Raw genomic sequence first — 14,431 nt, forward strand, 5'->3', positions numbered from 1 at the left:
TTCCAACATGCAATCAACCCCTCGCCGTCTCCGCCCCGGCCTCGACCGCCACGGCCGTGACATTGTCGGAGGCTTCGCGTGCCAGCGCCGCCGCGATCAGCAGTTCCGGCGCCAGGGCCGCGTCGGGCACGGCGAGCAGGGTTGCGATCTCGCCGGCCGGCAAGGTCTTGGTCAGGCCGTCGCTGCACAGCAGGAAACGGTCGCCGGGCAACACGCGGTCGGAGGTCTTGTCCACCTCCAGCCCGTCCTCCCCCGCGCCGACGGCGCGGGTGATGACATTGGCGCGTGGATGGCTCTCCGCCTCGTCGGGGTGCAGCATCCCCGCATCCACCAGTTCCTGCACCAGCGAGTGGTCGCGGGTGATCTGTTCCAGGCTGCCCTGCCGGAGGCGATAGAGGCGTGAATCGCCCGCCCACAGGCAGGCGAAATGCCCGCCGCGCACGATCAGCACCACGACGGTGGAGGCAATGGTGCCGCCGCCCTGCCGCGCGCCGGCCTCTCGCAGTGCCTCATGCACCAGGGCCAGGCGCTGCCGCACCTCGCCCAGCACCTGCCCGGCCGGCAGGTCGTCCGGGATGGCGGCGAGGGCATCGCGGATCATGCCGGAGGCGACCTCGCCCGCCTCATGCCCCCCGGCGCCGTCGGCCACGGCCCAGAGGCCGGCTTCCGGCCTGTCCAGGTAGCTGTCCTCGTTGTGGCTGCGCCGCGCGCCGGGATCGGTGCGGCCGGAGGAGCGGAACCGGCCGGCGAGCAGGCTGCTCATGGCACCTCGTCCGACAGCATGGCAGCGAAGGCGGCCGTGCTGGGCAGCGCGCCGGCCGCGAAGCGGCGCGGGGCGACGCGCGGCGCGCCCTGCGTCCACCATTGCGCCGCGGCGCCATCCGGCGTGAAGGCGGGCGGCGCCGCCACGAGCCGTTCCGCCAAGCGGTCGGGTGTCGCGTCCGACAGCACGGCCTCGAGGCCGGCGTCTTCCAGCACGCCGAGCCAGGCCTCGTCGACCGCGGGCGCCACGCGCAGATCCGGTGTCACGGCTGCCAGCGTCAGCGGCCAGTGCCGCCCGGCGCGGTCCACGCTGGGCAGCATGAGGCCAGCCACGGCCTCCGCTCCGCACTGTCCCGGCGGCAGGGCGAAGCGCCAGACCGGCGCCTCCAGCCAGGCGGCCAGCCATGTCTCACCCAGGATCTCGCGGCTGCCGGGCATCACCTCGGCAAGCCATCCATCCCAGGCATCGCAGAAGCCGCGCGGCAGGCCGCGCATGCAGAAGTCGCCGCGCGCCGGCAGCTTGCCGAGGAACCCGATCCGCACCTCGGCGAGCGCGTCAGTCATGCGTGCCGCCCAAGGCGGACCGCGAAGCGGGCCGAGGCCGCGAATGGGGCCCGCGCATCAACCGACAGCACCCGCAGGCGCGGCCGTGGCCTGCGCGTAAGCCAAGCGCCGCAGGCGCGCCGGCGTTTGAGGCACCTAGAGACTCGGGCATCGGAATTCACGCAGCACGTTGGTGGAGAACGGGTTCAACGTGGAGGACGCGCGGATGTCGTAGACGATGCTGCGCTCGCCCGACTGGAAGCTGAGGGTGAAGCGCTCCGCCGCGCCGGCGCGCTCGATCCGGCCCATCTGGAACATCCGGATCAGCGCCCAGGGCCCGTTCGCCTGCAGCACGCCCGAGCCGCTGGATGGCGCGGGGTCGAAGACCAGCCGCACATTGGTCATCCGGTTCGGCCCTGGCCAGGTCACCTGCGTCGACCGCGTCGGGCCGTGCGCATAGGTGATCACCACGCCATCGAGATCGAGCGTCGCCTGCCGCGCGCCGGGATCGAGCGATTGCGGCGCGATGTCGAAGCGGAAGGTCGGCTGCGGCTGGCCCGCGAAGAACACGTCGCGGATCACCGCCGCGCGCTGGAAATTCGCCACCGCCTCCGCCCCGACCGGGGAGGGCACGCCATCCACGGATTGCGGCCGCCAGTTGCGCCCGGACATGTCCACGAAGGGGCGGATCTGCGTGTTGAAGAAGGTGTCGAGCATGCCGCCCGGCGCGAAGAGCCGCGCGAAATCGTCCATCGGCATCTCGTTCGACGCACCCGGCGCGAAGGGGAAGCGCCCGTTCACCGCCTGCTGGCAGAGCTGCGCCGGCGAGACGCCGCCGCCCCCTCCGCCACCGCCGCCACCACCACCGGCGCCGCCGTTCCAGGCCGCCGCGGCCGCCGCGCGCACGCCGCCGCCGCGGAGCGCGATGGCGTTCTGCGCGATGCCGGTCAGCCAGCGCGCGACGGGTTCGGGCTGACGCGACGCCTCGGCGCGCAGCAGGGCCACGGGGTCGGCGCCCGTCGGCAGTGGCGCGGTCTGTCCCGCCGCCTGCGCCTGGGCGAGCTGCGCCAGTTGCTGCTGCAGCTGCGTCAGCAGCGTCAGCAGGTTGTCGAGCGGCGCGCCCGGCCCGCTGCCGACCAGGTCGCGCAGCGCCTTGTAGCGCTCATCCACGGCGATGCCCGGCGGCGGCGGCGGCGGCCCGCCCGCCTGGCCGAGCACCGCGCCGAGGCGTGAGGCGACGCTGCCCGCCGCGCCTTGCGCAGCAGCCTGCGCCGCCGCGGCGATGCCGCCCGCGGCGGCGGCTGCTGCACCGGCGGGCGCAGGCGGCGGCTGGCTCAGGGTAAGTTGCCGCGCGACGGCGACCAGCAGGTCGCGCATCGGCGATTGCGGCGCGCCCATGATGAAGAGGTCCTGCACCGCCTGCGGCAGGCTGCGGAGCTGCACGACATTCAGGTCGGCCAGCATCGCATCCCATTGCCGGACGTATTCGGCGACATAGAGCGCGACCACGTCGCGTTCCAGCGTCTGCACCGCCGGGCTGTTCGGATCGATCTCCGCGCGCTGGCCCAGCACCCAGGATTCGTTCGCGACCTCCCGCGCCGCATTCGGCAGCGAAGGCAGCAGCACGCGATGGAAGCCTTCCACCGTGTAGAAGCCGGGGATGCCCTCGGTCAGCGGCTTGCCGGAGCCGCGCACGAAAAGCCGTGCGCCGGCAGCGCCCGCCGCATCTCCGGGCCGCCACGGCGGCAGGCGCGTGGCGGCGGCGGAGGGGCGGATGCGGGAATAGACGCGCTCGGCCAGCGGGATGCGACTGAAGGCGCGCTGCGCTTCCTCGACCAGCGCGCCATCCAGCGGAACCTGCGGCAGCGGCGCGGCCAGCAGTGCGGTCAGATGCGTCGCCAGGTTCTCCCGCAGGGGCGCGTTCGGCGCGCCGGGATAGGTGTTGTTCCAGTCGAGCGCCATCCACTCCTTGACCAGGTCGCGGTCGAGCGGGCCGGCGGAGCCGAGCATCAGGTAGATGCGCGTGGCTTCGTAGAGCAGGTCGGGCTGCGCGAAGGCGCCGCGCATCTGCGCCTCCAGCCGCCACAGCAGCCGCGGCAGGAAGGCCCGCTGCAAGGCGTGGCGGTAGATGACGTTGCCCGCCGCCTCAAGCTTGTCCGCCTGCGAGAGGCCGAGCCCGGCCTCGGCCGCCGTCGCCTCGTTCGGCAGGGCGCGCGCGGCATCCAGCACCGGCGCGATGCGTTGCAGGTCGCCGTCGTTGACGGGATCGGTCAGCGCGTTGCCGGCTTCCTTTTCGTACGCGGCCAGCGCGGTCGCGAATTTCGCCGCGCCGCTTTCCGCATTGCCGCGCTCCATCCAGAGCCAGGCGCCGCCGCCGAAAAGCAGCAGCAGGCTCGCCGCCCAGGCCGCGGCGCGCAAAGCGCGGTCGCGCCGCACGCCGGCGGGATTGGCGGAGCCGAGCATCGCCTCGCCGAAGATCACCTCCTTCAGCAGGCGCTCGAGGAAGTAGGAACGTCCGGATTCCGGGCGCAGCGCCGGCGCGCGGCGCTGGTCGATGCCGAAGCCGCGTGCCAGCACGCCGGTCAGGCGATCGATTGGCGTGCCGTCCTGCGTGCCGGAGGTGAAGTAGATGCCGCGCAGGAAGGGCGCGGGATCCAGCCGCGACCCCGCGAAGGCCTCCGCAAGGAATTCCTTCAGCGGCGCTTCCAAGCTGCCGAGCTGGGTCGGGAAGCCCGCGATCAGGGCGCGGCGATCCGGGTTGCGCTCGGCCTGCAGGCGGTCCAGCACCCGCGCCTCGATGCGGTCCACCAGGGTGCGGAATTCCGCGTCGAAGCCGGCGACGGGTTCCTTCTCCGCAGGCGGGAAGGTGGTGCCCCAGACCTGCGCGCGCTTCTCGCGGTCGAGGTCGTCGAAATACTCGGTGAAGCCGCGCAACAGGTCGGCCTTGGTCAGCAGCAGATAGACCGGCACACGCACGCCGAGGCGGTCGGTGACTTCCTTCACGCGGCGACGGATTGCGCGCGCATGCGCCTGGCGTTCCGGCGCGGGCGCCGTCGCAATCTCCGGCACCGAGATCGCCACCAGCACGCCGTTCAGCGGTTGGCGCGGCCGGTTGCGCTTGAGCAGGTCGAGAAAGGCGTCCCAGCCCGCCTTGTCCACATTCGCGTCGGAATCCTGGGTGGTGTAGCGGCCGGCGGTGTCGATCAGCACTGCCTCGTCGGTGAACCACCAGTCGCACAGGCGGGTGCCGCCGGCGCCGGCGATGGCGCCCCCTCGCCCGGCCTGGCCCATCTCCGCCGCGAGCGGGAATTTCAGCCCGGCATTCAGCAGCGCGGTCGTCTTGCCCGAACCGGGCGGGCCGATGATGACGTACCAGGGCTGCTCGTAGAGATAGCCGCGCGTTCCGCGTGCCTTGGCGAGCGTGCCGAGCGCCGCGGTCAGCCGCTCTCGCAGCTTCTGGGCTTCCTCGTCTGCGGCGAGAGCGGCCGGGTCGGGCCCGGCGGCTGCGCCCTGGACGAGTTCGCTCTCCTTCTTCGCGTGTCGGCGCGAGATCCAGAAATTCACGCCGAACCAGATGAGGAAGATGACCGCGACGATGATCGCGCGCGGGATCCAATCCTCCAGCGCGTCGAGCAGCGGGCCGAAATACCAGACCAGCCCCGCGATCAGCGCGGCGCCAACGAACGAGAGAATCCAGCGCCAGGGGAGGCGGGACATCAGCGGCCCTCCCGACGCAGCAGCACCTCGATGCGGCGATTGGCCTCGCGGCCCTCGGCGGTGTTGTTGTCGGCCACGGGCTCCGTGTCGGCGCGGCCTTCGAAGCTGATGCGCGCGGGATCGCCGAGGCCGCGCAGGATCGCATCCCGCGCCGCCTCGGCCCGAGCGGCGGAGAGCGCGAAGTTGGAGGGGAAGCGCACGGTGCGGATCGGCTGGTTGTCGGAATGGCCGATCACCAGCACGGGCCCGGGTTCGTCGCGCAGCGCCTCCCCGATGCGGGTCATGATCGGCAGGAAGTTCTGCGACAGCGTCGCGCTGCCGGAGGGGAACATGCCGCGGTTGCGGATGCGGATCAGCGGCGCGGCGTCGGTGCCGAGGACGGCGACGATGCCCTGCTGGATCTCCGGCGCGAGGAAGGCGCGCAGCTTGTCGAGCGTGCCCGGCGCGGGCGGCGCGGCCGGCGGCGGCGGGGGCGGCGGCGGACGCACCGGCGCGACGCGGGCGATCTGCGGCATGGCGGCGGGCGGCGCGGCCTGCGCGCGCGCCAGCAGTCCGTCCGTCTGCGATTCCAAGCCGCCGGAGAGCCAGACGAACAGTCCGCCCAGCATCGCCGCGACGGCGCTCGCCATCACCCAGATCGGCACGCGCGCCCTGGCCGGGCGATAGGGCGCCGCGACGCCGTGCCAGCGCGCGGACAGCTCGGGGTCGGGCGTCGCGCCGCGCTGGCGCGTGATGATCGCGTAGAGCTCCTCCCGCACGCGATCCAGCTCGGCCGGGCCACGCGGTGACAGGCGGTAGCGGCCCTGGAACCCCAGCGCCAGGATCACGTACATCAGCTCCAGCACCGGCAGGCTGGTGCCGGGCGATTGCTGCAGCTTCTGCAGCAGCGCGAAGAAGCGCTCGCCGGCCTGGACCTCCTGGTGGAAGGTGCTGATCAGGGACCGGTTGGCCCAACCGCCCTGGCTACCCCAGGGCGTGTTCAGCACGACGTCGTCGAGCCCGGCGCAGAGCGCGTAATGCGCGGGGCGAAGCTGCTCCATCGGCACGCCGGCGCCGCGCGCCTCCTGCTCGAAGCGGCGCATGGCGGCGACGGCGCGCTCGCGCAGCTCGCCAGGATCGGGCTGGCTGACGGTGTTGCGCAGCCGGCCGATGAGTTGCAGCAGCGGCTGCGCGGCCGAGAGCAGCGGCGAGGTGCCGATGCCCGGCAGCGTCAGCGTGTCGTCCATCGGCGCCGCGGCAACGGGCGCGGCCATCCGCGGGGGCGCAGCGGCGGCGGGCGCAGCCGTGCTGGGCGGCGTTCTGCGTCCGCCCGGTGCGGGGCGGATGACCGTGCGGTCCTCGTCGTTGAACGGGTTGTCGCTCACGCTGCTCCTCCCGTCCGCCCCAGGCTAGCCGCGGATCGCCCAGAGTTCGAGGCGGAGATTGGGAAACTCGCCGGAGACATGGATCGCGAAGCCGCCGGAATTCTGCATGTGCGCCCAGTGCGGGCTGCCGCGGTCCAGCTCGAAATAGACGGCGCCGGCGTAGAAGGGGATCTGCCGCGGCGCGACGGGCAGCGGGCGGACGGAGATGCCGGGCATCGCCACCGTCACCAGCTCCCGGATGTATTCCGCCGCGCCGATCTTCACCTGCGCGGGGAACAGGCGGCGCAACTGCTCCGCCGGCATGTCCGCCTGCACCGACAGCACGAAGGACGCCGCGCGCAGGATGGAGCGGTCCGTCAGCGGCCCGACGCGCACGCCATGCTTGCGTTCCTGCAGCGGGATCGCGACGGCGGTGGTCTCGATGACGGCGGAGAGCGAGCGGCGCAGGTCGGCGACCACAGGCGCGAAGCTGCGCTGCAGATCCTCGTGCCGGTAGGCCGGATAGGCGCTGGGCCGCCGCGTGGTCTCGGTGAAGGTGGCGAACTCGCCGGCCATCTGTACCAGCGTCGCGTAGAGCTCCTCCGGATGCACCGCGCCGGAATCGCCCCAATGCATCAGCAGTTTCTGCCAGCGATTGATGGATTGCAGCAGCAGGAAATCGGCGACCTCCGCCACCCCGCGCGCGCCGGGCGCGTTCAGCCTGGCGGCCAGTGCCTCGCCGCGCTGGTTCAGCATGCCCGCGAATTCCGCGAGCAGGCCTGAAAGCTGCTGCCCGGCGGAACAGACCAGCGCCGGGGGGATCCAGCGCTCGTCGAGCTGCACCTGGCGCGTGGCGGAGACTTCGACGATGCGCGCCAGTCCGATGCAATGATAGCCGGAGCGGTCCTCGCCCTCGAGCATGTAGCGCAGGCGCAGCTTGCCGACCTGCAACTCGGCCGGCTGGGGGGAGGCGGAGTGCGTGTCATAGGCGCCGAAGGGATTGGCGGCGTAGCGACCCTCGCCGCCCGGCCCCGCGATCTCCGGCGCGCCGGGCTGGCGGATCGGCAGCGCCAGGAAGACCAGCGCGTTGCGCGTGTTCTCCGGCAATTCGAGCGGCGGCGGGTGGTCGGCCTCGGCGGGCATGGCGAAGGCGGTGCCGTCCTCGAACAGGCCGGCGGCGGAGGCGACGGCGAAGCGACCGGTGGCGAGTAGGTCGCGATCCAGCGCGAGCTCCGTCACGCCCCAGGGATGCGCGCGCAACGGCCGGAAGGCGCCGCGCACCAGGCTTTCCAGCCAGCGATCCTGCTGCTGGAAGTGCTGGGCGCGCAGGAACATGCCTTCCTGCCAGACGACGCGGCTGGCCCAGGTCACAAGAAGCGGCCCAGATCGGAGCGTTGCCCTGGCGTCATGCCGTGACCCTTGGTTGCGCCGGCGACGGTATCAGCATCGACCCGCGACCGTAAGACGAATCAACCTTCGCGCGTGGCGATCACGGCGTTCCGCTCCAGCCTCACGCGGATGGTGGAGGGGCCGGAGGTCGCGATGGGCACCACGGCGCGCCAGCGCGCGCCGCTGTCCACGTCCCGGAACAGCGCCACCAGCCCGATCGCCTGCACGCCCGGGCGCAGTTCCCGTGTGATCTCGCGACTCTCGCCGGGGGCGATGACAAACTGCTCCGACCCTGCGCTGTCGGCGCCGAGTGTCGCCTGCTCGCGCTCAGTCAGGGCGAAGACGTCGCCGCGCTCGAACTTGGCGGTGGCGTTCAGCAGGAAGACATGCAGCGCGACCGGGGAAGGGCGGCCGGACGGATCGGGGTTCTGGTCCGCGCTGCCCTGCACCTTCAGCGTGACCACCGCTGGCGGCGGTGGCGTCGCACCGCAGGCGCCGAGAAGCAGCAGGGAAGCGAGGGCAAGGCGTCGGGTGATGGTCATGATTCCTCCGGTCGTGCCGCTGCCTCGCGCAGCGCCTCCTCATAGGCCCGGGCGAAGGCCTTGCCGAAGGCGCTGTCGAAGTCGTCGGCCAGCGCCGCGACCAGCGCCGCATGCTGCGCCTCGAAGGCCTCGAAGGCGCGCGCCTTGCGCTGGACCGGCAGCAGACCGCCGCTGCCCGCGGCATGCTGCGCCGCCTCCGGCGAAAGCTGCGCCAGCATCTCCCGCACCGCCTTCTGCATCGCGGCCATCGAGGCAAGCTCGTGCAGCTTCACGTCGCGCAGCGCCTCCGCCACCGACTCCGCCGGCGCCATGCCGGCGCGCCTCCCGGTACCGAGCAGCGCGGCCAGCGCATCCTCGTCATCGGCCGAGAACTTCAGCGGGTTGTTGCCGCGGGCACGGATCATCGTCTGCTCGATGCGGAACTCGCCCTTGATCGCGGCGCGCGCGATCAGCACGGCACGCAGGCCGGAAACCAGGGCGCGGAAAGCACCGCCGAGCGCTTCCATCGTCGCCGCCGGATCCTCGATGCGCGCGCCCGGCACGCCGGCGCCGCGCAGGAAGGCGGCGAGCAGCGCGCCGTCGCCCGCCGCCGAGACCGGCGGCGCGATGGGCGCGGTTGGCGTTGCCGCGGCAGCGGGTGGGGGCGCGAAGGCGGGCGGCGCGCTTTCGACGAAGGGCGGTGGCTGCGGGGGTGGCGGCTCCGGCGGGGCAAAGGCTCCCGGCGGCGTGGGCGCGGGCGCCGGAGGTGGCGGGGGCGCGGCCGGTGCGGCGGGCGGCAGCAGCGGCTCATCCAGGTCCCAGTCATCCGGCAGCAGCGGCGCGCCCGGCGTCGCTGCAGGCGGACGGAAGGCGTCCGAGACGGCAGGGCTGTGGTCGGCCAGGCTCGGCCCGGCAAAGGGGTCGGCTTCCTGCGGCGCCAGCGGGTCGAAGTCGGGCGGCAGCATCGGATCCTCGTCGCGCCACGACGGGGGCGGCGGCGTTGTGGGCTGCGCGGCCTGGGGCGCGGCGGCGAAGGGATCGTCGTCGAAGGGATTGCCGGCGCCGAAGGCGCTCGCGGGTGCCGACGGCGTGGTCCCGATGGCATCCTCCTCGATGCGGAGCTCGATCTCGTAGGCACCGAGCCGGATGCGGTCGCCGTCGCGCAGGTCCCGCACCTGGCCCTGCCCGATCGGATCGCCCTCGCGGTTCAGGTAGGTGCCGTTGGTGCTGGTGTCGGCGATCTGCCAGCCGCCGTTGCGGAAGGCGAGCACGCAATGGCGCTTGGACAGGTGCCGGTCGGGATCGGCCAGCACCCAGGAATTGTCCGGCGCGCGGCCGAGCGTGAACTCGCCGCCGCCGGTGGAGCGCGTCTCCGGCGCGACGCTGTCGGGGCAGCGCAGGGTGGAGAGCGTCAGTCGCATCTCAGTTGATCAGCACCGTGAAGCAGCCCATCACGATCACGCCGCCATGCGCCGTGGAATCGCCCATGCGCGCCGCCGGCAGGCCGCCGATCAGCGTCGTCGTGGATCCCATGATGATGACATCCGGCGGGCCGACGCAGGTCGCCATGTCCGTGACGCGGGCGGCGGGCAGGCCGCCGATCAGCACCGTGGGGCAGCCCGGCGGCAGGATCGGTCCGCCGACATGCGGTACCGGCCCGTTGAACATCGGGCAGGTATGCATGTCCGAGACGCGGGCGGCGGGCGGCATGGCGCTATCCTTCCGGCGGCAGGCGGCCGGCGCCGCCCGCGGCGATGTCGCGCGCCGCGTCCAGGAACCGCGCGAGCCGCGCATCGCGCTTCAGCGGATCGCCTCGTACTGCCGCCAGGTTGACCGATCCTGAAATCGCCGTGCCGGTCAAATGCGGCGCGGGCGGCACCTTGGGCACGTCCGGCGGCGCCATGGAATCGCCGGCCCAGAAGGCGCCCACCGCCGCCCAGGCTTCCGGCGTGTCGAAGCCGTGCTTCTGCGCCAGTTCGAAGGCGGCGCGGCGCGTCTCGTCGGATTGCCGCCGCACCCAGGTCTCCGCGGCGCTGCAGAGCTCGACAAGCTTCTCCGCGCCCGTGGCGGGCATGGTGTGGCGCGCGCACATGCAGGCCCACCACACAGCCTCGCGCTTCGGCAGCGCATGCGCGGCAAGCTTCGCCGCCTCCAGCAGGAAGCCCGAGCCGGCAAGCCGCTCGATCGCATCCGGCACGCGCGCAATGCCGGCGATCGCGGCCAGCGCCTCGGGCGGGGCGGCGATGCGTCCGACCAGTTCCTCCAGCGGGCCATCGAGCTTGGTCTGCGGCTGCGGCGCGTTCATCAGTTGATCATCAGGATGCCGCCCTTGAGGGTCAGCATCCCGTCTCCCTTCACCGTGGTCATGGGCGAGACCAGGTCGGCCTTCGCGTCGGCCTTCAGGGTCAGCATCGTGCCCTTCACCGTGATCCCGCTCGGCGTGATCTCCAGCGTGTTGGAGCCGACCTTGAGCGTGATGCCCTGCGCCGCCTCGATCGTGACCTGCCCGGCGCCGACCTTCACATCATAGGCGCCGGTCTTGACGTCCATCTTGTAGTTGCCGGTGTCCACCGACTCCTCGTAGTTGCCGGTCTTCACGGCGACGGCGTAGTTGCCCTGCTCCACCGTCAACGCACGGTCGCCCTTCACCGTCAGCGTCTGCTTGCCCTTCACGGTGAAGGTGTCGTCCACCTTGACCTCGACGATGCGGCAATTGTCCACCTTCAGATTGAGGTCGTTTTCGACCTCCATCTTCAGGTCCTTCTGGGCGTGGAGAAACACCAGCTCCTCGCCCTTCTTGTCGTCGAAGGAGAATTCCGAGAACTCCTCCGCGCCGCCATCGTCGGTGGACTTCGTGCGGAAGCCGGACTTGGTCTTGTCGGCCTTCGTGAAGATCGGGCTGTCGGTCCCGTTGTAGAGGCCGCCCAGCACCACCGGCCGGTCAGGGTCGCCATCCATGAAGCCGACCGCGACCTCGGTGCCGACGCGCGGGATGAACTGCCCGCCCCAGCCCTTGCCGGCCCAGGGCTGCACCACGCGGGCCCAGATCGCCTGGTCGGGCGCCGCTTCCGCCCGGTGATCCCAGAAGAAGCGCACCTTCACGCGGCCCAGATCGTCGGTGAAGATGTTGCCCTCGCTCTCCGTGCCGATCACCACTGCGGCGTGCAGGCCATACATGCGGGGCCTGCGCGTCTCCAGCGGCTGGCGCCAGGGCACCGGCTCGGGGAAGGCCTGGAAGCTGTTGTGGTAGGCCGGTGGCGCGCCGCCATTCAGCCAGCTTTCGTCCGTCGCCTCGTGCGTCACGCTGCGCACGGCGTAGGTGCCCTCCGGCAGGAAGCGGTCGCCGCCGGTCACCTCGAACAGATGGCCCGGGCTGAGCACGATCCATGCGCCGTCGCCCGTATGCAGCGATGCCGACGCCTCCTGCGCTTCCATGCGCAGGCGGGCGCGCGCCGCGGCAACCTCGGGGTCGTCGGTGCCGGCCGGCCACAGGAAGGCCTCGGGGCTCAGCGCGCCGGTGGATTTCATCACCGTCGCCTGCTCGCCCTTCACCTCGGTTCCCGGGCTTTCCGGATTGTAGTCGGCGGTGCGCTCCTTGCCGCGCGCCACGGCATGCAGCGGGCGGAGCCCGGCGATCAGCGCCCCCTGCGCCGGCAGCGCGCCGAGATCGGCGAGGCTTGCATTGGCGTCGGTGACCACCACCGTCTCGGTCGTATCGGACTGCTCGAAGAAGTAGAACCAGCCCGCCTCCTCCATGATGCGGGCGGCGAAGCGGAGCGCGCTCTCGTTGAATTGGGTGCGGTAGGGAAGCGGCGGGTTGTCGCCGGTGATGCGGAAGGCGTAGTCGGAGATCCCGGCTTCATCGAACAGAGTCTCCAGGATCTCCTGCGCCGTCTTCTCCTGGAAGACACGGCAGTCATTGGCCAGGGATAACGCCCAGAGTCTCGGCACGATCTTCAGCGTGCAGCCGTGAAAGCCGCGGATATCCTGCGACAGCGGCAGGTATTCCCGCACCAGCCCGTGGAAGCGGCGCTCCACGCCGTCGCGGCGCAGCATCACGCAGGCCGTCTTCTGCAGCACGTCGCCGGGCGGCAGCGGAGACTCCCCGGCATGAACCGCGGTGACTTCCAGCTCGTAGGGTTCGGAGATCGTCTCGCGCGCGGTCAGGCGAACCGGGGCAAGCATGTCGGGCGAGCCGTCCAGTGTCATGGACAGCAAGGCCGTGCTGCGATCCGGTAACGCAACCGGCATGTTCGAGCCCTGTCCCCCGGCCGACGCTCCAACGCCGGCGCAGCCTAACGCTACCCGGCGCTGCACGCCAGTCACACGCGCCACCCCGGAAAATTGGGGGCGACGCTTGCGCCTGCGGGCCGAGGCCAGCAAACTGAACCTGTATCCGTCCAGGCGAGGGTAAGGCTGGCATGAGGGTGTGGCAGCGCGCAGCCGGGCCGATGCTGGCGCTCGTCCTTCTGTCGTCGCCGGGAGGCGCGCAACAGATCGGCCCCGTGCCGCAGGGCTCGCCCCTGCCGCGCATCCTGCCGCGTGCCGCACCCGATGTCGGCCCAGCCGCGCCCGAGGTGCCGCTGCCGGGCGAGACGCCGATGCCCGACGTCGCCGTGCCCATCGTCTCCGTGCGCATCGAGGGCGCGACGGCCTATCCGCTCTCCCGGCTCGAAGCCCTGCTGCCGCCGCTGACCGGGCCGGCCGTTCCGCTCGCCCGCGTGGAGGAGGCGCGGCTGGCGCTGCTGCGCCGCTACCGCGAGGATGGCTACGTGCTGACCGGCGTCTCCGCCGAGGTCGAGGCCGACGGGCGCCTGCGCTTCCTGGTCGCGGAGGGCCGCATCACCGAGGTGCTGCTGGATGGGGACATCGGCCCGGCTGCGACGCAGGTGCTGCTATTCCTGCAGCGCTTGGTCACGCCCGGCCCGCTCGACCAGGCCTTGCTGGAGCGGCAATTGCTGCTGGCGCAGGAGGTGCCGGGCGTCACCATCCGCTCGGTGCTGCGGCCGGTGCCCGGTGGCGATCCGGGCGAGCTGCAGCTCATCGCGCAGGTCTCGCGCGCTTCATGGTCCGGCCTGTTCGCGGCGGACAACCGCGGCTACGAGCTGGTCGGGCCGGAACAGGCCGTGGTCGCTCTGAGCCTGAACAGCTTCACGCAATTCGGCGAGCGGACGGACGTGATCCTGTTCCGCAGCTTCAACGACACCCAGACCTTCGGCCAGGTGGCGTTCGAGACCTTCCTCGGCGGATCCGGGCTGAAGTTCCGCATGCAGGGCGGCACCGGCGCCTCCAACCCCTCTGGCGCGCTCCGCGCCATCGGCTACGAGGGCAGCACGTCGCTGCTCGGCGGCTCCTTCATCTATCCGGTGATCCGCCGGCGGAGCCAGGTGCTGACCGCCTTCGCCGGCTTCGAGGCGCTGGAGAACGAGATCCGCCTGGCCACGGCCGGCGGCGGCGAAGCACGGGCCAGCTTCGACAGCCTGCGCGTGCTGCGCGCGGGCGGCGAATGGGCGTCCCAGGATGTGCTGCTCGGCGACGCCTTCCCGGCCTTGAACAGCGCCAATATCCGGTTGAGCCAGGGACTGCCGGGGCTGGGTGCCAGCGCGAACGGCGCGGCGCTGGCGGGCCGCGCGGGGCAGGTGGTGGACTTCTTCAAGGTCGCGGGCGAGGCCACGCGCAGCCAGGCGCTGTTCTCCCCCTGGGATGGCGCGCTGTTCGGCGTCTTCGGTCTGGTCGCCTTCCAGTGGTCGCCGGACGTGCTGCCGCCGATCGAGAAATTCTACCTTGGCGGCCTGCGCCTCAACCGCGGCTACTATGCCGGCGAGGTCACCGGCGACAGCGCCTTGTCCACCTCGGTTGAGCTGCGGCTGGACGATGCCTGGACGGTGGACCTGTTCGGCCGCAGCACGGATGTCGCGGCGCAGTTCTATCTGTTCTATGATTGGGGCCAGAGCTTCGAGAACCAGCCGGACCAGCCGAACAGGCTGCTGTCCTCGGCGGGCGGCGGCGTGCGTTTCCTGGTGGACCGGCGGACCGAAATCCAGTTCGAAGGTGTCACCCGCTTCAACCGCTACCCGCAGGGCCAGCTTCCGGGAATCGAGCCCTTGTCGCAGGACGCGGCCTACTGGCGCGTCGTGACGCGCTTCTGAGGGGGAC

General features: G+C 71.9%; 11 protein-coding genes. 1 reads left to right on the forward strand and 10 read right to left on the reverse strand.

Going from position 1 to position 14,431, the window contains the following annotated elements; genetic code table 11:
• Positions 1-13 precede the first annotated feature (13 nt).
• The 10 genes from E4T13_RS28050 to E4T13_RS28095 form a co-directional block, all read right to left on the reverse strand.
• A complete protein-coding gene (locus E4T13_RS28050) occupies positions 14-763 on the reverse strand; it encodes a PP2C family serine/threonine-protein phosphatase (protein ID WP_137181635.1) in 750 nt (249 codons plus the stop codon).
• Entirely contained in the window at positions 760-1,326 is a 567-nt protein-coding gene (tagF, locus tag E4T13_RS28055) for a type VI secretion system-associated protein TagF (protein WP_137181636.1), read from the reverse strand. The genes E4T13_RS28050 and tagF overlap by 4 nt, the downstream gene beginning before the upstream one ends.
• Positions 1,327-1,461: 135 nt before the next feature.
• Positions 1,462-5,022, reverse strand: a complete 3,561-nt coding sequence (gene tssM / locus E4T13_RS28060; RefSeq protein WP_137181637.1) for a type VI secretion system membrane subunit TssM — start codon at positions 5,020-5,022, stop codon at positions 1,462-1,464.
• Complete coding sequence (gene tssL, locus E4T13_RS28065) at positions 5,022-6,386, reverse strand: type VI secretion system protein TssL, long form (RefSeq protein ID WP_137181638.1); 1,365 nt, start codon at positions 6,384-6,386, stop codon at positions 5,022-5,024. The genes tssM and tssL overlap by 1 nt, the downstream gene beginning before the upstream one ends.
• A 24-nt stretch (positions 6,387-6,410) precedes the next feature.
• A complete protein-coding gene (tssK, locus tag E4T13_RS28070) occupies positions 6,411-7,736 on the reverse strand; it encodes a type VI secretion system baseplate subunit TssK (RefSeq protein WP_137181639.1) in 1,326 nt (441 codons plus the stop codon).
• A gap of 98 nt (positions 7,737-7,834) precedes the next feature.
• A complete protein-coding gene (gene tssJ / locus E4T13_RS28075; protein WP_137181640.1) occupies positions 7,835-8,296 on the reverse strand; it encodes a type VI secretion system lipoprotein TssJ in 462 nt (153 codons plus the stop codon).
• Positions 8,293-9,696 carry a type VI secretion system-associated FHA domain protein TagH gene (gene tagH / locus E4T13_RS28080; protein WP_137181641.1) on the reverse strand — a complete coding sequence of 468 codons (1,404 nt, stop codon included), beginning with the start codon at positions 9,694-9,696 and terminating at the stop codon, positions 8,293-8,295. The genes tssJ and tagH overlap by 4 nt, the downstream gene beginning before the upstream one ends.
• A 1-nt stretch (position 9,697) precedes the next feature.
• Positions 9,698-9,985 carry a PAAR domain-containing protein gene (locus tag E4T13_RS28085; protein ID WP_137181642.1) on the reverse strand — a complete coding sequence of 96 codons (288 nt, stop codon included), beginning with the start codon at positions 9,983-9,985 and terminating at the stop codon, positions 9,698-9,700.
• Positions 9,986-9,989: 4 nt separating this feature from the next.
• Positions 9,990-10,580: a DUF6931 family protein gene (locus tag E4T13_RS28090; protein WP_240791329.1), complete on the reverse strand. Its 591-nt coding sequence runs from the start codon at positions 10,578-10,580 to the stop codon at positions 9,990-9,992.
• Entirely contained in the window at positions 10,580-12,526 is a 1,947-nt protein-coding gene (locus tag E4T13_RS28095) for a type VI secretion system Vgr family protein (protein ID WP_137181643.1), read from the reverse strand. Before E4T13_RS28095 ends, E4T13_RS28090 begins: the two co-directional genes overlap by 1 nt.
• 170 nt (positions 12,527-12,696) lie before the next feature.
• On the opposite strand from E4T13_RS28095, the gene E4T13_RS28100 reads away from it, so the two are divergent.
• A complete protein-coding gene (locus E4T13_RS28100; RefSeq protein ID WP_137181644.1) occupies positions 12,697-14,424 on the forward strand; it encodes a ShlB/FhaC/HecB family hemolysin secretion/activation protein in 1,728 nt (575 codons plus the stop codon).
• The last annotated feature ends 7 nt before the right edge of the window (positions 14,425-14,431 follow it).

Source organism: Roseomonas sp. AR75, from assembly GCF_005222815.1.
GTDB lineage: Bacteria > Pseudomonadota > Alphaproteobacteria > Acetobacterales > Acetobacteraceae > Falsiroseomonas.